This is a genomic window from Uliginosibacterium sp. 31-12, assembly GCF_030548425.1.
Classification (GTDB): Bacteria; Pseudomonadota; Gammaproteobacteria; order Burkholderiales; family Rhodocyclaceae; genus Uliginosibacterium; species Uliginosibacterium aquaticum.
This window is the reverse complement of sequence record NZ_JAUOOA010000008.1, coordinates 134631-158546: the sequence shown is the minus strand read 5'-3', so window position 1 is coordinate 158546 and position 23916 is coordinate 134631. Positions and strand designations below refer to the sequence as shown.

Annotated in this window: 23 protein-coding genes; 13 read left to right on the top strand and 10 right to left on the bottom strand. The window is 64.2% G+C overall.

Translation table 11 applies throughout. From position 1 onward, the window contains the following. Positions 1 to 14 precede the first annotated feature (14 nt). Positions 15 to 992, bottom strand: a complete 978-nt coding sequence (locus tag Q3Y64_RS15435) for a BMP family protein (RefSeq protein ID WP_101943358.1) — start codon at positions 990 to 992, stop codon at positions 15 to 17. Positions 993 to 1179: 187 nt separating this feature from the next. Between Q3Y64_RS15435 and add the strand changes: the two genes are divergently transcribed. From add to Q3Y64_RS15400, 7 genes are all read left to right on the top strand, one after another. Next, positions 1180 to 2226, top strand: a complete 1047-nt coding sequence (gene add / locus Q3Y64_RS15430) for an adenosine deaminase (protein WP_303563179.1) — start codon at positions 1180 to 1182, stop codon at positions 2224 to 2226. Positions 2227 to 2569: 343 nt separating this feature from the next. Beyond that, the gene (locus Q3Y64_RS15425; RefSeq protein ID WP_303563177.1) at positions 2570 to 2983 is read left to right on the top strand and encodes a hypothetical protein; all 414 of its coding nucleotides are present in this window, start codon (positions 2570 to 2572) and stop codon (positions 2981 to 2983) included. 83 nt (positions 2984 to 3066) lie between these two features. Beyond that, a complete protein-coding gene (locus Q3Y64_RS15420) occupies positions 3067 to 5202 on the top strand; it encodes a TonB-dependent siderophore receptor (RefSeq protein WP_101943355.1) in 2136 nt (711 codons plus the stop codon). An 8-nt stretch (positions 5203 to 5210) separates the two neighbouring features. Continuing rightward, complete coding sequence (locus Q3Y64_RS15415) at positions 5211 to 6770, top strand: ABC transporter substrate-binding protein (RefSeq protein ID WP_303563174.1); 1560 nt, start codon at positions 5211 to 5213, stop codon at positions 6768 to 6770. Beyond that, a complete protein-coding gene (locus Q3Y64_RS15410) occupies positions 6767 to 7741 on the top strand; it encodes an ABC transporter permease (RefSeq protein ID WP_101943354.1) in 975 nt (324 codons plus the stop codon). Before Q3Y64_RS15415 ends, Q3Y64_RS15410 begins: the two co-directional genes overlap by 4 nt. Further along, on the top strand, positions 7734 to 8534 hold the full coding sequence (locus tag Q3Y64_RS15405; protein ID WP_303563173.1) for an ABC transporter permease: 801 nt from the start codon (positions 7734 to 7736) through the stop codon (positions 8532 to 8534). The genes Q3Y64_RS15410 and Q3Y64_RS15405 overlap by 8 nt, the downstream gene beginning before the upstream one ends. Beyond that, positions 8531 to 9934, top strand: coding sequence for an ABC transporter ATP-binding protein (locus Q3Y64_RS15400; protein WP_303563171.1), 1404 nt, complete (start codon positions 8531 to 8533; stop codon positions 9932 to 9934). Before Q3Y64_RS15405 ends, Q3Y64_RS15400 begins: the two co-directional genes overlap by 4 nt. 31 nt (positions 9935 to 9965) lie before the next feature. Here the strand turns inward: Q3Y64_RS15400 and Q3Y64_RS15395 are convergent, their stop codons facing one another. Then, the gene (locus Q3Y64_RS15395) at positions 9966 to 11105 is read right to left on the bottom strand and encodes a hypothetical protein (RefSeq protein WP_303563169.1); all 1140 of its coding nucleotides are present in this window, start codon (positions 11103 to 11105) and stop codon (positions 9966 to 9968) included. Between the two features lie 198 nt (positions 11106 to 11303). On the opposite strand from Q3Y64_RS15395, the gene Q3Y64_RS15390 reads away from it, so the two are divergent. Both Q3Y64_RS15390 and bfr read left to right on the top strand, forming a co-directional pair. Next, positions 11304 to 11600, top strand: coding sequence for a bacterioferritin-associated ferredoxin (locus tag Q3Y64_RS15390; RefSeq protein ID WP_368506660.1), 297 nt, complete (start codon positions 11304 to 11306; stop codon positions 11598 to 11600). A gap of 174 nt (positions 11601 to 11774) precedes the next feature. After that, positions 11775 to 12254 carry a bacterioferritin gene (bfr, locus tag Q3Y64_RS15385; protein ID WP_101943350.1) on the top strand — a complete coding sequence of 160 codons (480 nt, stop codon included), beginning with the start codon at positions 11775 to 11777 and terminating at the stop codon, positions 12252 to 12254. Positions 12255 to 12330: 76 nt separating this feature from the next. Here the strand turns inward: bfr and Q3Y64_RS15380 are convergent, their stop codons facing one another. The 4 genes from Q3Y64_RS15380 to Q3Y64_RS15365 all read right to left on the bottom strand — a co-directional run bounded on the left by Q3Y64_RS15380 (position 12331) and on the right by Q3Y64_RS15365 (position 16498). Further along, positions 12331 to 13191 (bottom strand): NAD(P)-dependent oxidoreductase, encoded by an 861-nt coding sequence (locus Q3Y64_RS15380; protein WP_303563166.1) that lies wholly within the window; start codon positions 13189 to 13191, stop codon positions 12331 to 12333. A gap of 156 nt (positions 13192 to 13347) precedes the next feature. Then, the gene (locus Q3Y64_RS15375) at positions 13348 to 14361 is read right to left on the bottom strand and encodes a hypothetical protein (RefSeq protein ID WP_303563164.1); all 1014 of its coding nucleotides are present in this window, start codon (positions 14359 to 14361) and stop codon (positions 13348 to 13350) included. 128 nt (positions 14362 to 14489) lie between these two features. After that, positions 14490 to 15119, bottom strand: a complete 630-nt coding sequence (locus tag Q3Y64_RS15370; protein WP_303563162.1) for a response regulator transcription factor — start codon at positions 15117 to 15119, stop codon at positions 14490 to 14492. Positions 15120 to 15133: 14 nt separating this feature from the next. Then, positions 15134 to 16498, bottom strand: a complete 1365-nt coding sequence (locus Q3Y64_RS15365; RefSeq protein ID WP_303563160.1) for a cache domain-containing protein — start codon at positions 16496 to 16498, stop codon at positions 15134 to 15136. Positions 16499 to 16774: 276 nt separating this feature from the next. On the opposite strand from Q3Y64_RS15365, the gene Q3Y64_RS15360 reads away from it, so the two are divergent. The 4 genes from Q3Y64_RS15360 (at position 16775) to Q3Y64_RS15345 (ending at position 20548) form a co-directional block, all read left to right on the top strand. Then, entirely contained in the window at positions 16775 to 18835 is a 2061-nt protein-coding gene (locus Q3Y64_RS15360) for a carbon starvation CstA family protein (RefSeq protein ID WP_303563158.1), read from the top strand. A gap of 104 nt (positions 18836 to 18939) precedes the next feature. Next, on the top strand, positions 18940 to 19134 hold the full coding sequence (locus Q3Y64_RS15355) for a YbdD/YjiX family protein (protein WP_101943344.1): 195 nt from the start codon (positions 18940 to 18942) through the stop codon (positions 19132 to 19134). Between the two features lie 141 nt (positions 19135 to 19275). Beyond that, positions 19276 to 20280 (top strand): GTP-binding protein, encoded by a 1005-nt coding sequence (locus Q3Y64_RS15350; protein WP_101943343.1) that lies wholly within the window; start codon positions 19276 to 19278, stop codon positions 20278 to 20280. An 85-nt stretch (positions 20281 to 20365) separates the two neighbouring features. Beyond that, positions 20366 to 20548, top strand: a complete 183-nt coding sequence (locus Q3Y64_RS15345) for a DUF3079 domain-containing protein (protein WP_101943342.1) — start codon at positions 20366 to 20368, stop codon at positions 20546 to 20548. Here the strand turns inward: Q3Y64_RS15345 and Q3Y64_RS15340 are convergent, their stop codons facing one another. The 4 genes from Q3Y64_RS15340 to ubiA are packed head-to-tail and all read right to left on the bottom strand — an operon-like array spanning position 20549 to position 23800. Continuing rightward, complete coding sequence (locus Q3Y64_RS15340) at positions 20549 to 20971, bottom strand: hypothetical protein (protein ID WP_303563155.1); 423 nt, start codon at positions 20969 to 20971, stop codon at positions 20549 to 20551. It lies immediately after the preceding gene. A gap of 11 nt (positions 20972 to 20982) precedes the next feature. After that, the gene (gene ubiD / locus Q3Y64_RS15335) at positions 20983 to 22476 is read right to left on the bottom strand and encodes a 4-hydroxy-3-polyprenylbenzoate decarboxylase (RefSeq protein WP_303563152.1); all 1494 of its coding nucleotides are present in this window, start codon (positions 22474 to 22476) and stop codon (positions 20983 to 20985) included. Positions 22477 to 22478: 2 nt separating this feature from the next. Next, positions 22479 to 22934, bottom strand: coding sequence for an MEKHLA domain-containing protein (locus tag Q3Y64_RS15330; RefSeq protein ID WP_303563150.1), 456 nt, complete (start codon positions 22932 to 22934; stop codon positions 22479 to 22481). After that, the gene (ubiA, locus tag Q3Y64_RS15325; protein ID WP_101943339.1) at positions 22934 to 23800 is read right to left on the bottom strand and encodes a 4-hydroxybenzoate octaprenyltransferase; all 867 of its coding nucleotides are present in this window, start codon (positions 23798 to 23800) and stop codon (positions 22934 to 22936) included. The genes Q3Y64_RS15330 and ubiA overlap by 1 nt, the downstream gene beginning before the upstream one ends. Between the last annotated feature and the right edge of the window lie 116 nt (positions 23801 to 23916).

The window sequence follows — 23916 nt, the reverse complement described above, 5'->3', positions numbered from 1 at the left end:
TGTATCCTGTCGGCTTACTTGCAAACGCCATTGACATAGTCGGGAACCTTCACACGACCGGAGATGATGTCGGCCTTGATCGTCTCGACCTTCTTGGTCATCTCTGAAGAGATCAGTGCCGCGTTGTATTTGTCGAGCGCGTAATCCACACCGCCCTCCTTGAGGCCCATCACGGAGAGCCCCGTACGTGTAGTCACCAGCGCCTGATACACCGCTTCATCGACCCGCTTGATCATCGAGGTCAGCATAGTGCCCGGCTGCATGTAGTTCTGATTGCTGTCGACGCCGATGGCCAGCTTGCGGGCATCCTTGGCCGCCTGATAAACACCGGTCCCGGTGCCGCCGGCCGCGGCAAACACAACATCGACACCACGCGCGAACTGCGCCCGGGCCAGCTCACCGCCTCGTGCCGGATCGTTCCAGGCCGCCCCGGTGGTGCCGGTCATGCTGGCCATCACCTCCACCCCCGGATTGACGAACTTCGCTCCCTGCTCGTAACCGCACTGAAACTTGCGGATCAGCGGCACATCCATCCCGCCAACGAAACCGATCTTGCCGCTCTTGCTGGAGAGCGCCGCCAGTGCGCCAACGAGGTAGCTGCCTTCGTTTTCCTTGAACAGGATCGACTGGACGTTCGGCAAGGGCACCACTTCGTCAATGATCACGAAGCGCTTCCCGGGAAAATCCTTGGCAACCTTGGCAACGGCGGACTGCTGTGAAAAACCGATCGCAATCACCGGATTGGTGCCGCGCTCAGCCATCCGGCGCAATGCCTGCTCGCGCTGGGTCTCGGCAAAGACCTCGAATTCAGCCACGCGCTGCCCGGTCTCCTTGCTCCAGCGCTCGACGCCGCGATAGGCCGCCTCGTTGAAAGATTTGTCGAACTTGCCGCCCAGTTCATAGACGATGCCTGGCTCGGCCGCTGCGACACTACAACCCAGCACTAAACTCATCAGCCCGATGCGATGAACAAATTTCAGTGCGTTACTCATCTGTTGGCTTCCTGTGATCAAAGGGATTTGATTCGCGCTCTGCAAACGTTTGCATTGAGAAAGTATAAGCAGGCTCCATGCCAACTTTGGTTATAGAAATGTGACGCTCGTGCTGGCCTGAAACCTGCTGTTGCAGGACGAGCAATTCTTGCTCCAAGATCAGATCAATCCAGGAAGGACAACAACAATGACTCACCCCACCCCCGGCACCGTGAATTGGCCGTCCATGCCCAAGGCTTTGCTGCATGAGCATCTGGACGGCGGCCTGCGGGCCCAGACCCTGCTGGACCTGTGCGCCGAGCGCGGGATTGCCGTGCCTGCCGGCAGCGCCGCAGAACTGGCGCAATGGATGCAGAGCAACGCCAACTCGGGCAGCCTGGTGCGCTATCTGCAAGGCTTTGCCCTCACCGTTGAAGCCATGGCCAGCGCAGCCGCCTGCCGGCGCGTTGCCTTCGAGGCGGCTGAGGACGCGCTTCTAGATGGCTGCGTGCTGGCCGAATTCCGCATGGCGCCCTTGCTGCTGGAGCCCTTTGGTATCACACCGGAAGCGGTCGTCGAAGCCTTGCTGAGCGGCCTGAAGGAAAGCCGCCTGGCCAGCGGCCTGATCCTCTGCGCCATGCGCACCGATACGCCGGAAGCCTCACTGCGCACCGCCCGCCTGGCTGCGCGCTACAGCGATCAAGGCGTCGTCGGCTTTGACCTGGCCGGTGCCGAGCTCAATTACCCGCCGGGCAGCCACCAAGCCGCCTACCATGTGGCCCGCGAGGCCGGGCTGGGCCTGACCTGCCACGCCGGCGAAGCGGACCTTGGCAGCCGCGTGCTGGAAGCCGCGCAGATCGGCGCCCGCCGCATCGGGCATGGCGTAAACATCATGGCGCCCCCGGATGACGCCACCGGCGCGGCCTGGCTCGCCGAGGCACGCGCCCTGAACCTGCACTTCGAAGTCTGCCCCAGCAGCAACGTGCATACCGGCACGGTGGCATCGCTCTCCGAGCACCCGATCCGCCGCATGCTGGCGGCAGGCTTGTCGGTATCCTGCTCCACCGATAACCGGCTGATGTCAGGCGTCACGCTCAGTGAAGAGTTTTCCAGTCTGGAGCAGCACCTGGGGCTCTCCGTCACCGAAGCCGTACGCCTGACCCGGCACGCCATCAGGGCCTCGTTCCTGGAAGAATCCCAGCGCCTGAAAGCCATGCAAGCACTCGATCAATGGCTCGTACGCTCCACCGCCTAAAGGTCTGAAACAGTGGGCAATCGTTTGCGCAAACGATTGCCTAGCACCAAAGCGGTGAAACAGGCGCAAGTTTGGGGCATGACGGAGCCCGCTCCCCGCGATACCCCAAAGCGCTCTGCGGTGGTTCTGAAACTCTTCGCTGACAATCCAGCGGCCTCCCGGACCACTCCGGAAACAGTGGCCTGCCCTGCATCCTCCTCGCTGCGCGCACCAAAGCCCTGGCATGGGCTTTGGTGTCTGCGGCAGGCACATCTTCATACGCAACGTAGTTGCATATAAGAATGGCTTGTGTTGGAATCCGCACCCTCCCATTGACACGGCGCCTGAAGCTGTCGCGCCACGCATGAGACGCCCCACCCTCTTTCCGTTCAAGCAGCTCAGGCCCGTCTCCCGCCAAAACCATGCGCTGGGGGCCGGTCTGCGCTCACGCGGACAATTGCTGATCCTGCGCGCATTGCTCCTGATCCTCTGGCTGAACGCCTCGCTCATCTGGAGCCTGCATTGGGCACAGCACTTCGAGCAGCCTCCGCAGACCAGCTTCGAGCAGACCACCCCAGCAGATAGCGACGAAGGCCTGACTCACCGCCTCTGCAGCCAGTGCCAGATATTTGCCCACCTGATCGCGCCGAGGCTTGCGCCACCAGAGGCACACCATCCACTCAGCCTCAGCCTTGCGCCAAAGCATGAGCTGCCTGCTCCGCCAGCCCTCACCCGCAGCTGGCTGCACTTCCCCCGCGACCCTCCAGACGCTGCCTGAGCCCAGGCTCCCCGTATCACACCCTCTGGCCAACGCCCCGCGCCCGGCCGGGATACGCACACGTCTGCCTTCTGGAGTTGTCCATGAATACCCCCAAGCTAAATATCAAGCACCTGAGCCTCGCCGTCCTGACCACTCTTTCGCCGCTGGCCGCAAAGGCCCAGACCCCGCCAGCTCCTGCCGAGCTGGAGGCCATCACCGTGGTGGGGCGCAGCAGTAGCGGTAGCTATCTTTCGGAAGAAGCCACTGCCGCCAAGACCAGTTTGCCGGTGCGTGAAGTGCCGCAATCGATCCGCGTTTTCACCAAGCAGGCCATCGACGATCTGGGTGCCACGCGCCTGGACGATGTTTTTGACTTTGTGGGCGGAATTTCGCGCCAGAACAGTTTTGGCGGCCTGTGGGACAACGTCGCCGTGCGCGGACTACCCGGTAACGAGAACACCGGTATCGCTACCCTGCTCAACGGCATGACGGCCAGCCGTGGCTTCAACGCGCCGCGAGATCTGGCCAGCGTGGAGCGTATCGAGTTCCTCAAGGGCCCGGCCGCCGCGTTGTATGGCAGCAGCGAACCGGGTGGCACGCTGAACATCGTATCCAAGCGCCCCTTGTGGCAAGCCGCCAACTCGATCGAGGCTTACGCGGGCAGCCATGGCTACTGGCGTACCGCGCTGGACAGCACCGGCCCCTTAAGCGAAAGCCTGGCCTATCGCCTGAACCTGGCCGCCGAAAGCCGTGACGGTTTCCGCGACTACACGGATTCGGACCGGCAGGTTGTAGCCCCCGCCTTCACCTGGAAAATGGGTGCCGACACCCAGCTTGAATTCGTCGGCGAGTACCTGCGCCATGCAGCGCCGCTTGATCGCGGTGTGGTCGCTGTAAATGGGCAGCTCGGCCAGATCCCGCGCGAGCGCTTCCTTGGCGAGCCCTCGGATGGCAAGATCACCCTGCGCAACGCCAACTCACAGGCCATCCTGACCCACATCTGGAACGATGCCTGGCTGAGTCGCTTTGTGCTCTCGGAGCGCGAGACCAGCCTTGAGGGTTACTCGACAGAGGCGTCCGCCCTGCAAAGCGATGGCAGTCTGCGCCGCCAGCGCCGCTACCGCGATTACGACTCGCAGGATCTGGGCTTCCAGGCCGAGCTGCAAGGCAATCTTGAGCTCGCCAGCACGCCGCACGAAATCCTGTTCGGCTACGAAACCTATCGTTACACCATGGATACGGTGATGTTGCGCGCCAATCCCAGCGCAGCCTCGCCCTATGCGATCAACATTTACGATCCGGTCTACGGGCAGGCTCAACCCACGCCGGGTGCCAACACCGACACCTACGAAACCCAGCGCAACAACGCCTTCTACCTGCAAGACGCGATCAGTCTGGCGCAAGCCTGGCGCCTGATGGCCGGCCTGCGCGTGGACAACTACAGCCAGTCGCTGCAGAACCGTCGCACCACCACCACCACGGAGCAATCCCCCTCCGCCACCTCGCCACGTCTGGGGCTGAGCTGGCTGCCCTCGAAGCAATGGACACTGTTCGCCAACAGCGGCCAGTCCTTCCGCCCCAATGCGGGTTCTGATCGCAACAGTGAAGCTTTCGAGCCGGAGAAGGGGCGCTCTTTCGAACTGGGCAGCAAGTGGGAAAGTGCGGACAAGAAGCTGGCCGCCAACGCCGCGCTGTTCCAGATCCGCAAACAGAACGTGCTGACGACGGATACGCAGAACAGCAGCTACTCGGTCGCCGCGGGTGAAGTCCGCAGCCGTGGCGCCGAGCTGGAGTTTTCCGGCCAGATCACCCCCCGCTGGCGCGTCAACAGCGCCGTGTCCTACACCCAGGTCGAAGTACTGCGCGACAACACCCTGGCCATCGGCGAGAGTCTGCTCAATGTGCCTGCGGTGGTCGCCAGTGCCATGGCGATGTACGAGAACGCGTTCAGCAATGGTCAGCGCTATGGCGCCGGAGGAGGAGCGACCTACGTCGGCGAGCGTCTTGGCCAGGCCCGCACCCAGGCCGAAGCAGACGCCGGTAGCCCCGCCTTCAATCTGCCGGCCTACACCACAGTGCGCCTGAATGCATATTGGCGCCCGACAAAGTCGCTGCGCCTCACGCTGGATATCGACAACCTCTTCGACACCACTTACTACACCAGCTCCTACAGCACGCTGTGGGTGTCGCCCGGCAGCGGCCGCAGCTTCACCCTTGGCGCGCAGTACAGCTTCTGAGAATGACCATGACCCAGCCTGAACCCGACGGCCTTCGCCGCCGTCTTCTCCAGGGCGCTGGCCTCGGCGCCCTGGTGCTGGCCTGTCCGCCCTTGCGCGCACAGCCTGCCGTGAAGCCCTTGCTGATCGTTTCCTCATGGGAAATCAGTGGTCTTGCTCCTGCCGCCAGCGGCTATATCTTCACCCGCCTTCAGGTGACGGAAACCCTCCTTGACGCGCGGGACGACGGCACGCCGGAGGCGGCGCTCGCGGCGAGCTGGAAGGTCTCGCCGGATGGCCTCGAATGGCACTTCGAACTGCGCCCCGGCGCACGCTTCCATGACGGTAGCCCGGTCACGGCACAGGCCGTGGCGCGCAGCCTGAACCTGGCACGCACTCCGCCGGGAGTGCTGAGCATGGCGCCTATCCGCAGTATCGAAGCGGCAGGCGAAAAACAGCTCCGGATCCGCCTGGCGAGCCCCTACATGCCGCTGCTCAGCCTGCTGGCGCACAGCAGCACGATGATCCTCGCGCCCGCCAGTTTCGAAGCGAAGGGGACTGTGCGCGAGATCATCGGCAGCGGCCCCTACCGGATCAGCAAGCTGGAAGCCCCGCATCAGGTCGAGACTCGCCTCTCCGAGCACTACGATGGCCCTCGCCCTGCCATTGCACAGGTGCGTTACATGGCCGCCGGGCGCGCCGAAACCCGCAGCCTGATGGCCGAATCGGGCCAGGCCGATCTGGCGTACAACCTGGACCCCGTCAGCATCACCCGCTTGCGCCAGCGCACATCGCTCAGCATCGCCTCGGTAACCCTGCCGCGCACCCTGGTTGTCAAACTGAATGCCGGTCTCCCCGGACTCAAGGATCTGCGCGTGCGCCAGGCCCTGAGTCTCGCCATCGATCGGCCCGGCATCGCGCGTGCCCTGCTGCGCGACCCGGAGCTAGCCGCCAGCCAGCTGATGCCCCCTTCGCTGGGCGCCTGGCACGATCCGTCCCTGCCGACGCTCAAACGCGACCCGGTGGCGCTCAGACAACTGATGCAGCAGGCCGGCTGGACGCTCGGCGCCGAAGGCTGGCACGACGCCCAGGGCCAGTTGCTGCGCCTCAAGCTGCAGACCTTCCCGGATCGCCCGGAGCTGCCGGTGCTTGCCGCCGCGCTGCAGGATCAATGGCGCCAGGCGGGTTTCGCAGTGAGCGTGAGCATCGGCAATTCCGGCGACATTCCGCTGGCCCATCGCGACGGCAGCCTGCAGATGGGCCTTGCCGCGCGCAACTACGCCACCGTACCAGACCCGACCGGCACCCTGGCGCAGGACTTCGGCCCCCACGGCGGCGACTGGGGCGCCACACACTGGTCCAGCCCGGTCGCTGTCGACGCCCTGCAGCGCCTGGTGCGCGGTGGGCTCGACAAGGCGCAACTCGCCGCCCAGCGCAAACGCCTGCTGCAGACCCTGCATGAAGAGCTGCCCCTGATCCCGGTGTGTTGGTATCGCCAGAACGTCGCGATCAGCAAACGCCTCGAAGGTGTGAGCCTGGATCCACTGGAACGCAGCTTCCGCCTCACTGGCATGAGGTGGAAAGCATGAGCCCGACCCAAACCTCCGCCTGGCGCGGCCTGCTGCTGCGGCGCGCGATCCAGATCCTGGCGCTCCTGCTGATCATCGGCAGCGTCTGCTTCCTGATGGTGCGGGCACTGCCCGGCGACATGGCGATGCGCATCGCCGCCAGCCGCTACGGCTACGATTTCGTCGGCAGCGCCGCCGCCAGCGCCGTCGCGCAAGAGCTGCAACTGCAACGCCCGCTGTGGCAGGCCTGGCTGGAATGGCTGGGCCAGCTCCTGCGCCTGGACCTGGGTCACTCGCTGGTCAGCGGTGAAGCCGTGTGGCACGAGATGGCCCACCATCTCGCCGCCAGTCTCGATCTGGCGGTCACCACCCTGCTGCTGGCCTTGCTGATCGGCCTGCCGCTGGGCATCGCGGCCGCACTTCGGCCGGGCGGTGTCGCAGACCGGATCGCGTTGCTGTTCGCGGTTGTCCTGCGTGCCACGCCGGCCTTCCTGCTGGGCATCCTGCTGATGCTGCTGCTCGCGGTGCATTGGGGGATGTTGCCCGCCGCCCACGACGATCAGGGCGGCACCCTCTGGCTGCCTGCCCTGACCCTGGCCCTCGGTCTGGCCGCCGGGCTGGCACGCATCAGTCGCAGCGCGGTGCGTGAAGCGCTGGCCTCGCCAGCCTGCGAGTTCGCCCGCAGCAAGGGCTTGTCGGATTTTCAGGCGCTGCTGCACCACGCCCTGCCGCTGGCGGCCCTGCCGGTGCTGGCCTATCTGGGCGTTCATCTGGTGCTGCTGGTGGAAGGCACAGTGGTTGTCGAAAGTCTTTTCGCCTGGCCCGGTGTGGGCCACGCACTGGTGCATGCCGTGTTCGCCCGTGATGTTCCCGTCATTCAGGGGGCGGCACTGAGCATGGGCCTGCTCTTCATCCTCTTCAATCTGTTGCTGGACGCCCTGATGCTTGCCATCGATCCGCGCCAGCGCAAGCCCGGAGCCTCCGATGCCTGAGACCTTCTCCGCCCGCCTCGCGCGGCATTGCGGCCTGGGATTGCTGATCCTGATCGCCTGCTTCGCCCTGCTGGGCCCGGCACTGATCGGAATCGATCCGGCGACGCAATCCCTCGGGGACTCCCTGCTGCCCCCAAGCGCCAGCCACTGGCTGGGAACCGATGTATTCGGTCGCAGCGTACTGGTGCGCCTCGCCCACGCCGCCCAACTTTCACTCGGGCTGGCGCTGCTCGCGGCACTGAGTGCAGCGCTGCCCGGTGTGCTGGCTGGAGTGACTGCCAGTTGGTGTGGCGGTCGCACCGAACGCGGGCTGGTGATGTTGGCCGACGCCTGCATGGCCGTGCCCGGCCTGCTGCTGGTGCTGCTCTTCGCAGCCATTGCGCCGGGCCAGTACTGGGCGCTGTACGTCGGCTTGGCCCTGTCACTGTGGATGGAATATTTCAGGGTCACGCGCGCCGCCAGCCGGCCGGTCCTGCATGGCGATGCGGTTCAAGCCTCGCGCCTCCTGGGCTTTGGCAAGCGCTACATCCTGCGTCGGCATGTGCTGCCTGCGCTCACGCCGCTGCTGGCCACCTTGTTACCGCTGAGTACTGCGCAAGCCGTGCTGGCTCTGGCCGCGCTGGGCTTCATCGGGGTCGGCCTGCAACCGCCGACGCCGGAACTGGGCGTCATGATGATCGAATTTTTCCCTTTCTACAGTGAAGCCCCCTGGCTGATCGCAGCGCCGGTTACGCTGCTGATCCTGTTGGTGCTGGGCATGATGCTGCTGGCAGGTGACAAGGAACTGACATGAATACGGTCCTCATCCTCGAAGCCTCCGGCATCTCGGTGCACGCCGGCAGCCAACGCCTGTTGCGCGAGCTTTCCTTCACGCTGCGGGCCGGCGAAGTGCTGACCATCCTGGGCGAAAGCGGCGCGGGCAAGTCCCTGTTGGCCGACGCGCTGATGGGCAATCTGCCGGCGGGCCTGGTCGCCGGCGGCGAAGTCTGCATCCAGGGGCAGCGCAGTGCCGCCCGCGACACCCAAGCGCGTCGCGCGCTGTGGGGCCGCGATATCGGTCTTCTGCCCCAGGAACCCAGCCTGGCGTTGAATCCGGTGCGTCGCGTCGGATCGCAGCTTGAAGAAGTCTTCCGCCTGGTGCGGGGGCTGCCCGCTCACGCAGCGGCCGAGCACGCCACTGCCCGATTGCAGGAGGCCGGCCTCGGCGCGGCCTCTGCCCAATACTCCTGGCAACTCTCCGGCGGCATGGCCCAACGCGCCGTGACCAGCATGGCGCTGGCCGGTGGCGCCTCCCTGCTGATTGCTGACGAGCCCACCAAGGGACTCGACGCACACTGGCGCACCCATGTCACCGAAAGCTTGCGCGCGGTGAGCGAAGCTGGCGGCGCGGTGCTGCTGATCACCCACGATCTGCGCGTGGCCGAGGCCCTGGGCGGGCGCATGCTGGTTCTGCGTGCCGGCGAACTGATCGAGGCCGGCGAGACCGCTGACATCCTGCGCGCGCCGAGCGAGGCCTACACCCGTGAGCTGATTGCGGCTGACCCCGCGCACTGGCCAGCACGCCAGGCGCCCGCCAGCGGGCCGCTCATCGTGCAGGGACGCGGACTCAGCAAGGCCTTCAACGGTAAAACACTCTTTCATGCGCTGGACCTCGATCTGCACGCAGGCGAGCGCTTCGTCGTGCAAGGCCCCAGCGGCACCGGCAAGAGCACGCTTGGCAATGTGCTGCTGGGTTTGTTGCGGCCCGATGCCGGCAGCGTGATCCGGGCGCCCGGCCTCGCGACCACCGCCTTGCAGAAGCTTTATCAGGACCCCGTGGCCTCCTTTCCAGGGCGACAAAGCCTGGGCAGTAGCCTGCGCGATGCCTGCCGGCTGCACGGCGAGGCCTGGTCTGCGCTGCAAGCCCGACTGGATAGCCTGAAGATCGACGCCAGTCTGCTGACGCGCCGCCCCAGTCAAGTCTCTGGCGGCGAACTGCAACGGATCGCCCTGGCGCGCGTGCTATGCGCCCGGCCCGCCCTGCTGTTTGCGGACGAACCCACTTCCCGCCTCGATCCGCTCACCCAGCGTCAGGCGCTTGAGTTGCTGGGCGACGCCATGGATGAAAGCGGCGCAGCGCTGATGCTGGTCACCCATGACGAAGACATTGCGCGGGTCTTCGGCCAGCGCCAGCAGGTGTTTGCTGCGCACTGACCATGGGGAGGCCGGCTCGCCCGGGGAACGCCTATTGGCGGCGCCGCACGTAAAGCATCCAGGGCAAGGCAATCAGCAGACTGATCCATTCGTAGCGGCTGAGCACCTTTGCCAGGGCGACAATGAGCACGCAGAGCACAGCCAGTACGATGCCATCGATCAACAGCGGGGTGATGGCGCGCGCCTGGGCCGCAGGCTGCTCGATCACGCGCGGCGCAGAGGGCGGGTTCGTCTCGGTAACCGGGACGCTGGCCGCGTCCTGCTGCGCGGCCGATACGGTGGCATCAGGCAGCGCAGGCATCAGCATCGAGCCGCCTTTCCCCCCTTCACGCCAACGACGCTCGTTGGCTGCGGCGCGTTGCAAGGTATCGATCCAGGCATCGAGCCGCTCACCCCAGTGATCAATCCTCGCGGCCTCCTCGGCACTGGCGCACACATAAAGATTGCCTTCATTCTTGGGGTGCGTGTCGTTTGAAAAGCGCGCCTGCTCGCCATGCAGATAATCGAGCAGGCGATGCGGCAGGGTCAGGCTTCGGGAGTGCGGCAAGGTCGGCAAGCTGGACCACTCCGCGTCTCCCTTGTTGCCTGCGCGAAGCTCTGTCTGGTCTGGCAGACGCCACCGGCCGCGCAAGCCATCCTCCGGAAAGAGTTCGGCCTGAAGGCGCGCGGCGCTGGCGCTCCAGTCGGTCTCCGGCACCGAAATCGCCTCGCCCATGCCGAGGCACCACCAGGTTTCGATCTCGCCGGCATACGCCCCTGGGTCAGGCACCCAGCTCCACTCGCCACTCGCCTCCCGTGCGGCTTCGAGCGCGGCGTCGTTGGCGTCCGTACAGCCCGGTATTTCTTCCCCCGTCAGCCAGCGCTCACAGCCCTCCGCAAAATGCACGCAGATCAGGCGCTCCCCCCAGTAGAAGCCCTCGCCCGCGGGAACCTGCCCGGACTCCGTCGCATGCAGGGTAAGACGCATGGCCCCACGTGATCTGAGCCAGAACAGCCAGGCGCAGAAATCGGCGGCGATCAGTGTCCGTCCAGGCAAGGACCGGAACAGCTGGGGCGCTTCCCAGAACACGCCGTGGCGGAACCAGTCGTCCAGCTCATTGCCGCCGGCGAGATACTGGCTGCCCCAGGCACACAGGGCAATCTGGCGCCAGCTTGAATCGGATGTGCTCATGAGAAAACCGGGAGTCAGGACATGCCCGCGACCCTAGCACGCCGGCATTCAAGCGATAAGCGCCTCCGCCTGGCGGCACGGCAGGACTCGAACACCTGGCTGGACCAGGCAGCGCCGGGTTTTGCTGCAGCAGACACGGAACAGACGAATTGCCCTGCGACGGCGGTGACAGCCAATCCAGCAAAGATAGGCTTGCAAATGAGAACGGATCGCATTATCTTTCAATTCATCACCCCACCACGCACCCCGGGTACCGCCATGTATGTTTGCGTCTGCCATGCTGTCACTGATCGCGATATCGCACGCGCTGCGGCCGATGGCGCACGCACGGTGCGCGACCTGCGCGAGTCGCTCGGCGTGGCCAGCAGTTGCGGCCGATGCGCCCAGTGTGCCCACGCCTGCCTGAAAGAGGCGAGTGCAGCACCGCACAGAACAATCCCCCTGTTGCATGTCGCCGGAGATGGGCTCGGCCAGAGGGAGTTCGCAACCGCCTGAAGGCTTTGTGCTCCACACTCCTTCCTCGCGCACCTTCCGCGCCATGCCTATCAGGGTCATTCATTAAATTGACCTTGATGCATGGCGTTTGTCTTGTGCACAATGGACTCATGCCTGCGGCGGAGAAGCCCCTCTCCACGCGGTACGCCCCCAGCCCTTGAGAGGAGTCACAGCATGGAAGGTGACAAGAAAGTCATTCAGTTGCTCAACCGCCAGCTCACCCACGAACTGAGCGCCATCAACCAGTATTTCCTTCACGCCCGCATCTACAAGCACTGGGGCTTCGAGAAACTCGGCAAGCACGAGTACAAGGAGTCCATCGAGGAAATGCATCACGCGGACATGCTGATCGAGCGCATCCTGATGCTCGACGGTCTGCCCAACCTGCAGAATCTCAACAAGCTGCTGATCGGCGAGAATGTGCCGGAGTGCCTGGCCGGCGATCTCAAGCTCGAAGTCACGGCCCACGCCGACCTCAAGGAAGCCGTAGCCTACTGTGAGTCCGTGCGCGACTTCGTTTCGCGCGACATCGTGATGGAGATCCTCGAAGCGACCGAGGAACACATCGACTACCTCGAAACCCAGCTCGAAGTGATCGAAAAGGTGGGGCTGCAGAACTACCTGCAAAGCCAGCTCGAACCCGAAGGCTCCTGATCCGCCTGATCTCTGATGTAACAAGGCCCGGCAGCTTATGGCTGACCGGGCCTTTTTGCAGCCTGCTACAAGCGGCTCAGCGCACCACGCGATACACCGCAGCAATGTCGTCGTCACCATGCCCGGCGATGTTGGCGCGCTTGAACACCTCGTTGGCAGCAGAGGCCGCCTGCAGGGACTGGCCCAGCTCCTCGCTGAGGGCCAGCGCGAGGCGCAGATCCTTCTGCATGTGCTTGAGCGGGAAGCTGGTGCTGGCGTCATCGTTCAGCAGCATCGGCCCCTTGCCCTTGAACATCGGGCAGGCCATCGCGCCCGCCTCGATCACCTCGAGGATCTTGGCGCCATCCAGATTGCCCTTGAGCCCCAGCGCCAGGCCTTCGCTCAAGGCCACCATCATCGAGCCCATGATCATGTTGACCACCAGCTTCATGCGCGCGCCCTGCCCCACGTCACCGAGAAACACGCGTTTCTTGCCGAGCTTGTCGAAAGCCGGCCCGGCTTCGTCGTAGAGACTCTGATCACCCGCGGCAAGGATCACCAGCGTACCGTCTTCCGCCGGCTTCTTGGTGCCGGACACCGGCGCTTCGAGAAAACGCCCACCCTTGCTGGCAATCGCGGCAGCAATCTCACGGGCGGTGGCGTCATCAACGGTGGACATGTCGATGTAGCCCTTGCCAGCAGACATACCTGCCAGCACGCCATCGGCCGTGAACACGGTTTCGCGTGCCGCGGCCGGGTCGGCCAGGATGGCGATGGTGAAATCACAGGCTTCCACCACTTCGCGCGGCGTAGCCGCTTGAGCCGCCCCCTGCGCCACCAGCGGCGCGCACTTGGCTGCCGAGCGGTTCCACACTGTTACTTCAAAACCCGCCTTGAGCAGATTGGCGGCCATCGCCCGCCCCATGATGCCCAGCCCCAGAAAACCGATTCTTGCCACAACAACACTCCTATGAATTCAGCACTCACGCTCGCCGGAGCGAGCCTCCGGCAGACAGGCCGTAATGGTGCGTCAGCAAACCGGCGCTGCCAATGGCAGCGGGCTGATGTTTGCTATATGAGAGGGCCGGCAGCCCCGCCGCCGAGCTCGGGCTTCTCAGGCAACGGCGAGCGCAAACTCGTGCGCCCGCGCCTCGCGGTCATGCAAGGCCACCACCACGCTGATTTCCGGATCCACCTTGCCGGAGCCCAGTGACTCGACGAAATGGCAGGCTGAATGCGAGGCTGCCGCCCGCTCGTAAGCCGCCACCCATTGCTGCCGGACGCCCAGCCGATCCGGGGGCACCGGCCAGATCCCGGGGCGGGGCCGCATATGATCGCTGATACCGATCCGCCAGGGCTTGGCCGTCAGCCGGGCACGAAAGCATTGCTGGTTGCTGCACATACGCACATAGACCGGGTCCGCCCCGATCGCCGCAAAGAACTGCTGCACCTCGGGTGCGGATGCCTCGAAGGCCTGATGTGTGGCCAGTAGCCGGAAGCCGCCCGGCGTACGATAGAGGCGTACGTTCCAGGCCGGATGCCTGGCCAGGAAATCCATCAGGCGCTGCCGGGCGATGCGTTCATGCCCGCCCTTGCGCAACAGGTTCAGGCGATCCATGCCTCCGGCAAGCGGCCCGGTCAATAGCAGGGCCAATAACAACAAGCCTCCCGCGACGCCCCAGCTCCGCAAATGGAATCCGCCGATCACTACTGCCAGCAGCGCCAGCAATCCGAACACAGCGAAACGCAGTCCGGCCCGCGGGGTGCTCGCGAAATCCACATCGGCAAATAGCGCACGCGGGGTGTTGAGGCAGTGCGCGCCATATGAATTTCGGGTAACGACCTCTTCGCCGTGGCGAGACAACACCTCTTCGCGAATGGGAACGCCGAAGGCTCCGTTGTAGGCCGCCTTGGGCTCGCGGCGCGTCAGCTTCTCTCCACCCAGAAGACGCTGCAAGGCCTCTGCCGCACGAGCTTCGGCCATTGCACGCGCATCGTCTTCACTGCTGCTTGACCAGCCCCAGCGACGGATGGTGATTTGCTTGCCAGCCGCGCGATGCTGCTGGCGGGCTTCCGCCCAGTAGTCAGGAACGATCATCAGGTAGGAGGCGTAAAGGGTTGGGTACAAGCACGGTCTGAAAGATGAGCCGGGGTTTTCCCAACACACCGGTGGGCACGGCTAAGCCATCATTCTGCAGGCGTCGCCCGTTTCCCACGAAAAGCATTCGCGGTCATTGCGCCTACAGCCGCGCCCCCTCAAAGCCCGGTCCACTTCCGCTCCACCGCGAACTTGACCAGTGCCGAGGAGCCTTCTAGCTCACACTTGCGCTTGATGTTGAGGCGGTGGGTCTCCACGGTCCGCACCGAGAGGTTCAGGCTGGAGGCGATTTCCTTGCTGGAGCGGCCTTCGGCAATCAGAGTCAGTACCTCCTGCTCGCGCTGTGTGAGGAGTGGTGCGGGGGTGGCGCCGGCGGCCAGGGCGTCGGCCACGCCGGCGGAGTAGTAGCGCTTACCGGCCATCACGGCGTGGATGGCAGCGACGATTTCCTGCGCCGGGCTGTCTTTCAGCACATAGCCGCGGGCGCCCTGGCGGAAGGCCTCGACAACGTATTGCGGCTGATCGTGCATGGTGAGCATGATCACCTGCACCTGTGGATAGCGCTCGTGCAGCTTCTTCACCAGCTCGATGCCGTTGGCGCCGGGCATGGCAATGTCCATCAGCACCACATCGGGCTCCTGGCGCTCCAGCGCAGCCAGCGCAGCGATGCCATCGTCGGCCTCGGCAATGATCTCGAAGCCGGGCACGGTGGCCAGGCGCAGGCGCAGCCCGTCGCGCACCAGCGGGTGGTCGTCGACGAGCATGAGTTTGACGCGGGGTACTTCCATATTCCGTCCTTCCTTCAATTCCGGAGTGCGCTGGCCGGTAGCACGATTTCGATACTGGTGCCGGCCTCGCTGGCACGCATCACGAAGATGCCGCCGAGGGTTTCGATGCGCTCGCGCATGCTGGTGAGGCCGAGCCCGCTGCGCGGCTGCGCGATCAGCGCTTCAAGATCAAAGCCGCGGCCATTATCGGCGATGGTGAGACGCAAGGCATGCGGCCGGCTCATCAAGGTGAGGGTCACTTCGGACGCGCGGGCGTGGCGCTCAATGTTGGTGAGCGCTTCCTGCACCACGCGGAACAGGGCCGTGGCGACCGGACCGGGCAACGAAGGGCTGTCCTCTGCCTTGAGCTGCACAGCGAGCCCGGTACGTTGGCCAAATTCATTGAGCATCTGGGCCAGAGCCGCCTTGAGGCCCAGATCATCGAGTGCGGTGGGGCGCAGATCATGTGAGATGCGGCGCACTTCGCGCAGCACGTCGTGCAGGCGGGTCACGCCCTTTCCGGTCAGTTCGATCAGCACATCGCGGCCTTCGCCACCGAGGCTGCCGACGCGCTCCTGTACCGACTCGAAGAGAAACTTGACCGACACCAGCAGCTGGCTCACGCCATCGTGAAGCTCGCGGGCCACTCGTGCTCGCTCGGTTTCCTGTGACAGCACGACCTGATGCGCCAGCGCGCGCATGCGCGCCTCGGCACTGCGCTGGGTGGAGAGGTTCAACGCGAAACCGCAGACAGCCACAATCAGGATCGCCGTGCCGGTAATGACAGTAATGATCACCATGGTGGCGGAGATGGCCCGGCTGGCAGCATTGTCAATACGCAGGCGCGCCTCGGCCATGTCATCGAGATAAATCCCGGTGCCGATCACCCACCCCCAGTGTGGCTCCAGCTGCACATAGCCAAGCTTGCTCTCGGTGCGCTCGGTGGAAGGCCGGTTCCACATGAACTCGACATAACCGCCGCCTTGCTTGGCCTGCACCACGAGGCGCTGGATGGTGGGCGTGCCGCTGTTATCACGCAACTCCCACAGATCCTGCCCCACCAGTTGCGGCTGGCGCGGGTGCATCAGGTTGCGCCCCTGCTGGTCGTAGACGAAGAAGTAGCCGTCCTCTCCGTAATCGAGCTGACGCAGAATGGTCAGCGCCTGACTACGGGCTACAGCCTGATCCTCCATGCCATGCAGATGCTCGATCGCGCCCAGCGCCAGATCCACGTAATGCTTGAGCTCGGTCCGCCGGGACGACTCCAGCACCGGCAACACGGCCTGGGTCTCGGCGTCGGCCAGCGCACGCGCCTCGATGCGCACCACAGAAGCGATCGCTGCGATGGCGAGGAGCAGCGGTGCAACCGCCAGCAGAAGGACCTTCAGACGCAGGTTCATGGCGCCGAATCCTAATCCGGAAGGGCTTTAGGCAACAGCCGGACTTTCCGCCATTCGGTTCCGAATGCCGTTTTCCCCTATGTGGCGGCACGGAGCCGGCCTGCGTAGTCATGCGGATTTTTTTGCTTGCGCAGCCAACCATACTCAGCGCAGCCCGGCAAAGCAGCGCCGGGCCCGACGGGCGGAAACGCGCAAGGCTCAGCCTCACGCGCTAGGCCCATACCAACAGCCTTGCATTCATGCCCTGCACGGGCACGATGACATGGAGGAGACACAATGAACCGCATATTGCCCAAGCTGGGGTGGACCGCGCTGGCGCTGATCGGCGCTTTCTGCCTGGCCTACATCGCCTTGTCGCGCGGCGAAACCATCAGCGCCCTGTGGGTGGTGACGGCCGCCGTCGGCATCTACATGGCCGCCTACCGCTTCTACGGCCTCTACATCGCCAACAAGGTCGTCGGCATCGACCCGACCCGCATGACCCCGGCGGTACGCCATAACGACGGCCTCGACTACGTTCCGACCAACAAGAACGTGCTCTTCGGCCACCACTTCGCCGCGATTGCCGGCGCCGGCCCGCTGGTGGGCCCCGTGCTCGCCGCGCAGATGGGCTATCTGCCCGGCCTGCTGTGGCTCGTAGCCGGTGTGGTGCTGGCCGGGGCGGTGCAGGATTTCATGGTGCTGTTCGTCTCGACCCGTCGTGACGGCCGTTCCCTCGGCGATCTCGTCAAGAGCGAACTTGGCCCGATCCCCGGAGTGATCGCGATGTTCGGCGCCTTCCTGATCATGATCATCATCCTCGCGGTGCTCTCGATGATCGTGGTGAAGGCGCTGGCCGAATCTCCCTGGGGCACTTTCACGGTGGCCGCGACGATTCCCATCGCGATTTTCATGGGCATCTACATGCGCTACATCCGCCCGGGCCAGATCGGCGAGATTTCGGTGGTGGGCTTCATCCTGCTGATCGGCTCAATACTGCTTGGCGGCCAGGTGGCGGCCAGCGAAACCTGGGCCCCGATGTTTACCTTCACCGGCACCCAGCTGACCTGGATGCTCGTGGGCTACGGCTTCGTGGCCGCCTCGCTGCCGGTGTGGCTACTGCTCGCTCCGCGTGACTACCTCTCCACCTTCCTGAAGATCGGCACCATTCTTGGTCTGGCCATCGGTATCGTGGTGGTGGCTCCGATGATGCAGATGCCGCACGTCACCAAGTTCATCGACGGCACCGGCCCGGTCTGGTCCGGCAACATGTTCCCCTTCCTGTTCATCACCATCGCCTGCGGCGCGGTTTCCGGCTTTCATGCCCTGATCGCCTCCGGCACCACGCCGAAGTTGCTTGAGAATGAAAGCCACGCGGCTTTCATCGGCTACGGCGGCATGCTGATGGAATCCTTCGTAGCAGTGATGGCACTGGTTGCCGCCTCAGTGATCGATCCAGGCGTGTATTTCGCAATGAACAGCCCGGCAGCCGTGATCGGCAAGGAAGCCGTCGAAGTGGCGGCAAAGGTCTCCAGCTGGGGCTTCGTGATCACGCCGGACGTGCTGATCCAGACCGCTGCCGACGTGGGCGAGAAGAGCATCATCTCGCGTGCCGGCGGTGCTCCCACCCTGGCCGTGGGCATGGCCCACATCATCTCCGGCGCATTGGGCGGCAAGGCCATGATGGCCTTCTGGTATCACTTCGCGATCCTGTTTGAAGCCCTCTTCATCCTGACCGCAGTAGATGCAGGCACGCGTGCCGGCCGCTTCATGCTGCAGGATCTGCTGGGTGCCTTCATCCCGGGCTTCAAGCGCACCGACAAGCTGGGGCCGAACCTGATCGCCACCGGCCTCTGCGTCGCCACCTGGGGTTACTTCCTGTATCAGGGCGTGGTCGATCCGCTGGGCGGCATCAACACCCTGTGGCCGCTCTTCGGCGTCGGCAACCAGATGCTCGCAGCCATGGCGCTAACGCTGTGCACCGTAGTGCTGTTCAAGATGAAGCGCGAGCGCTACGCCTGGGTCACCATCCTGCCCACCGTGTGGCTGCTGATGTGCACCCTCACCGCCGGCTGGCAGAAGATTTTCGATGCCAGCCCGAAGGTGGGCTTCCTCGCCAATGCCGCACGTTTCTCCGCGGCTGCCGAGCGTGGTGAAGTGCTGGCCCCGGCCAAGAGCGTGGCCCAGATGCAGCAGATCATCTTCAACAACTACCTGGATGCGGCGCTGTGCGGGCTGTTCATGTTCGTGGTGGTTTCAGTCATGATCTTCGGCTTCCGCGCCTGCATGAAGGCACGTGCCGACGCCCGCGTCACCACTCAGGAAACGCCTTATCAGGCGCTGCCCGAGCGGGCCTGAGCACCACGAAAGTGTCCGGCAGGCAATGCCTGCCGGGCTTTTTCCGGCCTGCCGCTTCACCGAGGCGGCAGGCCAGAAAAAACCCGTGACCAGAGAGACGACGGATGTTCCAGAACCTAGCCAAGATGGGTGAGTACCTCGGCCACACCGCCCGCATGATGGTGGGCCTGCCCGACTACGACAGCTACGTGCAGCACACCCGGCTGAAACATCCGGAGCGCACGCCGATGACATATGAGGAGTTCTTCCGCGAGCGCCAGGAGGCCCGCTACGGCGGTGGCGCCGGGAAGTGCTGCTAGGTGGAAGCGGCACTGACCTCGCTCCCACAGCCCTCCCGAGTGCCGCAAGATTGATCCCTGTCACCCTCTTCACCGCTTGGGCTCCAGGCAGAAGGGGCGTTTTCATGCCCTCCGCCAAAGCACGCTTACAGGACTCCCACCATGACTGATCTCATTCCGGTCACCCTGCTCACGGGCTTTCTTGGCGCAGGCAAGACCACCCTGCTCAACCGCCTGCTGGCGGCCAATCCCGGCGTGCGCTTTGCCATCGTGGAAAACGAGTTCGGCGCGGTAGGCATCGACGGTGCCCTGATCGCCCCTCAGGCCACGGCCATCGTGGAGCTTTCCAATGGCTGCATCTGCTGCAGCGTGCGTGGTGAGCTGGCCATCGCCCTGGCCGATCTGCTCAGCAAGCGCGACGCCGGCGAACTCGCCTTCGATCGCCTGCTCATCGAAACCACCGGCCTCGCCGATCCTGGTCCGGTCGTGCAGACCTTTTTCTGGGAAGAGCAACTCCGCCACCGCTTCCAGCTTGATGCAGTGATCACTCTGGTGGACGTCTGCCATGCCACCGGGCAGTTGGACCGCGAGCGCGTCGCCGCCGCCCAGGTTGCCTACGCCGACTGGATCATCCTCACCAAGACTGATCTGGCGACACCGGACGCTCTACCCATACGCCTCGCCGCCATCAACGCCCGCGCCCCGCAACTGGATGTGCGCGAGCTGGACCAGCACTGGCCCGCACTCCTCGCCACCGGCGGCTTCGCCCTGAATGAAAAAGGCCTGCCCCCCGCCAACCCGTTCCGCCACAACACGGCCGCCAGACCGCTGAATGCGCTGGGCGGCAAGCCCGCCCGCTCCTGGGATGACGCCATCGAAACCGTGTTGCTCGAAGCACCGGGCTCGGTGGACATGGCCGCCGTCTCAGCCTTCGTCGATCAGCTGGTCGAGCAGCACGCCCACGATCTCTTGCGCTACAAGGGCATCCTGTCGATTGCGGGAGAAAACAAGCGCCTGGTCTTCCAGGGCGTGCATCGCATTGCCGGCTTCGACTACGGCCGTCCCTGGGAGTCCGACGCCGAACGCAAGAGCCGCATCGTGCTGATCGGCCGCGATTTGCCGCAGGACACTCTGCGTGCGGGCTTTGCCGCCTGCGCCGGAACTTGATCCAGAATAGGGCCCGCCGCGCGCTCAAGGAGGATCATTGAGTCAGCGGCGAGTTTTCAGGCCGCGCTAAAGAAGGCGGTGCAGCATGGCCAAGAAATTCCCGACCCATCCGAAACACCCCGAGCGCATCTGCTGGGGCTGCGACAAATACTGCGCCGCGACCGACATGGCCTGCGGCAACGGCTCCGAGCGCACGGCTCACCCGATCGAATGGTTCGGCGACGACTGGCTGGATTGGCAGCGCGAAGCTCCAGATGCAGCCTCCTGATCAAGCTACCGGACGGGCGGCCTGCAGCGCCAGCCAGCCCCTGATGATGCGATACACCGCCCAAAGGCCTACCAGGCCGAAAACCAGCCAGTTGATGAAGAAGCCCACGATCAGCATGTAAAGCACGAGGCCGATCAACATCACGATCAGGCAACGCCAGAACGTGTCGGCCTGCCAGCTGAAGTGGCTTTCGAGGAAAGTGCCTTTCGCCTCATCCCGCTTCACGTAATTGATGATGATGGCGATGATCGAGGTCCAGCCAAACACGAAAGCCCCCACCATGGTTGCGGCCTGCGACCAGGCGCCGATCACCAGCCCCACCGCATGCAATGCGTAAAGCATGTGGGTCAGCTGGATCAGCTTCGGGTCGGCTGGCGTGAAGGTTTCGCCTTCGATCACATCCAGGGTGTTGTTGTCGCTCATCGATATCCCTTTCAAAGGCCCAACTCGTTCCACAGAGCATCCACGCGCTGCTTCACGGCCGCATCCATTTGAATGGTACGCCCCCACTCGCGCTGGGTCTCGCCCGGCCACTTGTTGGTCGCATCCAGCCCCATCTTGCTGCCCAGCCCGGCCACCGGCGAGGCGAAGTCCAGATAATCGATCGGGGTGTTGTCGACCAGCGTGGTATCGCGCGTGGCATCCATGCGCGTGGTAATCGCCCAGATCACTTCTTGCCAGCTGCGCACGTCCACATCCTCATCCACCACGATGATGAACTTGGTGTACATGAACTGGCGCAGGAAGCTCCAGATCCCAAACATCACCCGTTTGGCATGGCCTGGGTAGGCCTTCTTGATACTCACCACCGCCATGCGGTAAGAGCAGCCTTCAGGCGGCAGGTAAAAATCGGTGATCTCGGGAAACTGCTTCTGCAAGAGCGGCACGAAGACTTCATTCAGCGCCACGCCCAGCATCGCCGGCTCATCCGGCGGCTTGCCGGTATAGGTACTGTGGTAGATCGGCTCTCGACGCATGCTGATGCGCTCGATGGTGAACACCGGAAACTCGGCCACTTCGTTGTAGTAGCCGGTATGGTCGCCGTAAGGACCTTCCGGCGCCATGTCATTCGGGTAGATGAAGCCTTCGAGCACGATCTCAGCCGAGGCAGGCACCTGAAGGTCGTTGCCCACACACTTGGTCAGCTCGGTCTTGGCACCGCGCAAGAGTCCGGCGAACTGGTACTCAGACAAGGAGTCCGGCACCGGTGTCACCGCGCCAAGAATGGTGGCCGGATCGCAGCCCAGCACCACGCTCACCGGAAAGGGTTTGCCGGGGTTGGCTTGCTGGAACTCACGCAGATCCAGCGCACCGCCGCGATGCGCCAGCCAGCGCATGATCACGCGGTTCCTGCCCAGTACCTGCTGGCGGTAGATGCCGAGGTTCTGGCGCGACTTGTGGGGGCCGCGCGTCACCACCAGCCCCCAGGTAATCAGCGGCGCCACATCCCCCGGCCAGCAATGCTGAATGGGTAATTTCGCCAGATCGACCTCATCACCTTCCCACACGATCTCCTGACAGGGCGCGCGGCTCACTACCTTGGGCGCCATGTTCATCACCTGCTTGAGCACCGGCCATTTTTCCCAGGCATCGCGCAAGCCCTTGGGCGGTTCCGGCTCTTTCAGGAAGGCCAGCAACTTGCCCACTTCGCGCAGCGGCTTCTGCCAGTCTGTCGAAGCCTCTTCACCAATCCCCATGCCGAGCGCAACACGCCGCGGCGTCCCGAAAAGATTGGCCAGCACCGGCATGGCCTGCGCCACACCCTGTGTATGCGGTTTTTCAAACAGCAATGCTGGGCCACCCGCGCGCAGCACGCGGTCGGCGATTTCGGTCATTTCCAGATAGGTATCCACCGGCACACGGATGCGCTTCAGTTCACCGATGGCTTCGAGCTGGGCGATGAAGTCGCGCAGGTCCTTGTATTGCATCTTCAGTTTCCTTCGTGCGGCGTGATGCGCCGGTAAGTAGCCGCTTGCCCCTGTGTGACGCCCGCCTCATCGACAAGGTTCCACACCGTCACGTCCTCGATCCAGAAGCGCCGCCCACTCTTCGCGATGCGCAGCCCGCGGTAGCCGGTCGCAAAATCTTTGCTTGCCACGGCATCGAGCAAAGCCTGGCGCTCGGCGCGATCCGGCGCTTCGGCCGACAGGCGCGAGGGCAGCCCGACGAGTTCTTCGCGCGGATATTCGAAACATTCGCAGGCCGCGCGATTGGCGAAGATGAAGCGCGGATCCACTCCCGCCTCATGCGCCAGCACGCAAAACGGCGCCTCTTCAGCCAGCCAGCGCGCAGCGGCCAGAGCACTCAATGCAGGATCGGCCAGCGGCAGGCCCAGCAGACGCTGATGCGAGGCGCAGATCAGGGCCACGAGTTCGCTCTGGGTCATCAGGGATGCAGATGATGATCGGCCAACAGGCCTACCAGCACCACCAGCCCGAGCCAGTTGTTATGGCGAAAAGCCTTGAAGCAGGCAGCGGGCTCACGATCACGGATCAGGAACAGGTGATGCAGCGCAATCAGCGTGGCAAGGCCGACGCCAACGAAATAGGCGCCCCGACGCCCGTCGGCATAACCGATCCAGGCCATCAAGCCGAGGAAGGCCGCATAGGAGATCGCAATCGCAGCAATGTCGAAGCGGCCGAAGGTGAGCGCTGAAGTGCGAATGCCGATCTTTCGATCGTCCTCACGGTCAACCATGGCGTACTCCGTATCGTAGGCAATCGCCCAGAACACGTTGGCCGCCAGCAGCCACCAGGCCTGCGCCGGCACCGTGCCGGTCTGCGCCGCAAAAGCCATCGGGATGCCGAAACCGAAGGCCACCCCCAGATATGCTTGAGGGATGGCGAAGAAGCGCTTGGTGAAGGGATAGCTCGCGGCCAGCAACACCGCCGGGATAGAGAGCCAGATCACCAGCCGGTTGAGCGGCAGGATCAGGACGAAGGCCAGCAGTGCCAGCGCGGCGGCGAGCCACAGGGCTTCGCGCCCGGACACCAGGCCGATCACCAGCGGGCGCTCCCGGGTGCGGCCGACATGACCGTCGAAGTCTCTGTCAGCCCAATCGTTGATGACGCAGCCAGCCGAGCGCATCAGCACCGTGCCCATCACGAAGATCCACAGCACCCACAGATTGGGCAGACCGCTGGCCGCAAACCACAGCCCCCACAAGGTGGGCCACAGCAGCAGCAGGGTGCCGATGGGCTTATCCAGACGCATCAGTTTTTCGTAGGCATCCAGGCGTTCCAGTAGCGTCATGAGGGCAGTTCCGGGTGAGATGGGCCGATGATAGCCCGCGTCGCCCCCAAAGGGCACTCAAGGCGACTCCTGGCAAGCCGTAAGCCGGTCGACAAGCCCACCACCAGCAGAGAGAC

Bases quoted from the DNA above. Each gene is read 5' to 3' on its own strand.
- Q3Y64_RS15370 (WP_303563162.1), bottom strand. From the start codon at position 15,119: ATGGAAGTACCCCGCGTCAAACTCATGCTCGTCGACGACCACCCGCTG.
- Q3Y64_RS15360 (WP_303563158.1), top strand. From the start codon at position 16,775: ATGAACCGCATATTGCCCAAGCTGGGGTGGACCGCGCTGGCGCTGATC.
- ubiD (WP_303563152.1), bottom strand. From the start codon at position 22,476: ATGCAATACAAGGACCTGCGCGACTTCATCGCCCAGCTCGAAGCCATC.
- Q3Y64_RS15425 (WP_303563177.1), top strand. From the start codon at position 2,570: ATGAGACGCCCCACCCTCTTTCCGTTCAAGCAGCTCAGGCCCGTCTCC.
- Q3Y64_RS15365 (WP_303563160.1), bottom strand. From the start codon at position 16,498: ATGAACCTGCGTCTGAAGGTCCTTCTGCTGGCGGTTGCACCGCTGCTC.
- Q3Y64_RS15340 (WP_303563155.1), bottom strand. From the start codon at position 20,971: ATGAGCGACAACAACACCCTGGATGTGATCGAAGGCGAAACCTTCACG.
- ubiA (WP_101943339.1), bottom strand. From the start codon at position 23,800: ATGACGCTACTGGAACGCCTGGATGCCTACGAAAAACTGATGCGTCTG.
- Q3Y64_RS15390 (WP_368506660.1), top strand. From the start codon at position 11,304: ATGAGAACGGATCGCATTATCTTTCAATTCATCACCCCACCACGCACC.
- Q3Y64_RS15350 (WP_101943343.1), top strand. From the start codon at position 19,276: ATGACTGATCTCATTCCGGTCACCCTGCTCACGGGCTTTCTTGGCGCA.
- Q3Y64_RS15415 (WP_303563174.1), top strand. From the start codon at position 5,211: ATGACCCAGCCTGAACCCGACGGCCTTCGCCGCCGTCTTCTCCAGGGC.
- Q3Y64_RS15435 (WP_101943358.1), bottom strand. From the start codon at position 992: ATGAGTAACGCACTGAAATTTGTTCATCGCATCGGGCTGATGAGTTTA.
- Q3Y64_RS15330 (WP_303563150.1), bottom strand. From the start codon at position 22,934: ATGACCCAGAGCGAACTCGTGGCCCTGATCTGCGCCTCGCATCAGCGT.
- bfr (WP_101943350.1), top strand. From the start codon at position 11,775: ATGGAAGGTGACAAGAAAGTCATTCAGTTGCTCAACCGCCAGCTCACC.
- Q3Y64_RS15410 (WP_101943354.1), top strand. From the start codon at position 6,767: ATGAGCCCGACCCAAACCTCCGCCTGGCGCGGCCTGCTGCTGCGGCGC.
- Q3Y64_RS15395 (WP_303563169.1), bottom strand. From the start codon at position 11,105: ATGAGCACATCCGATTCAAGCTGGCGCCAGATTGCCCTGTGTGCCTGG.
- Q3Y64_RS15400 (WP_303563171.1), top strand. From the start codon at position 8,531: ATGAATACGGTCCTCATCCTCGAAGCCTCCGGCATCTCGGTGCACGCC.
- Q3Y64_RS15345 (WP_101943342.1), top strand. From the start codon at position 20,366: ATGGCCAAGAAATTCCCGACCCATCCGAAACACCCCGAGCGCATCTGC.
- Q3Y64_RS15420 (WP_101943355.1), top strand. From the start codon at position 3,067: ATGAATACCCCCAAGCTAAATATCAAGCACCTGAGCCTCGCCGTCCTG.
- Q3Y64_RS15355 (WP_101943344.1), top strand. From the start codon at position 18,940: ATGTTCCAGAACCTAGCCAAGATGGGTGAGTACCTCGGCCACACCGCC.
- add (WP_303563179.1), top strand. From the start codon at position 1,180: ATGACTCACCCCACCCCCGGCACCGTGAATTGGCCGTCCATGCCCAAG.
- Q3Y64_RS15405 (WP_303563173.1), top strand. From the start codon at position 7,734: ATGCCTGAGACCTTCTCCGCCCGCCTCGCGCGGCATTGCGGCCTGGGA.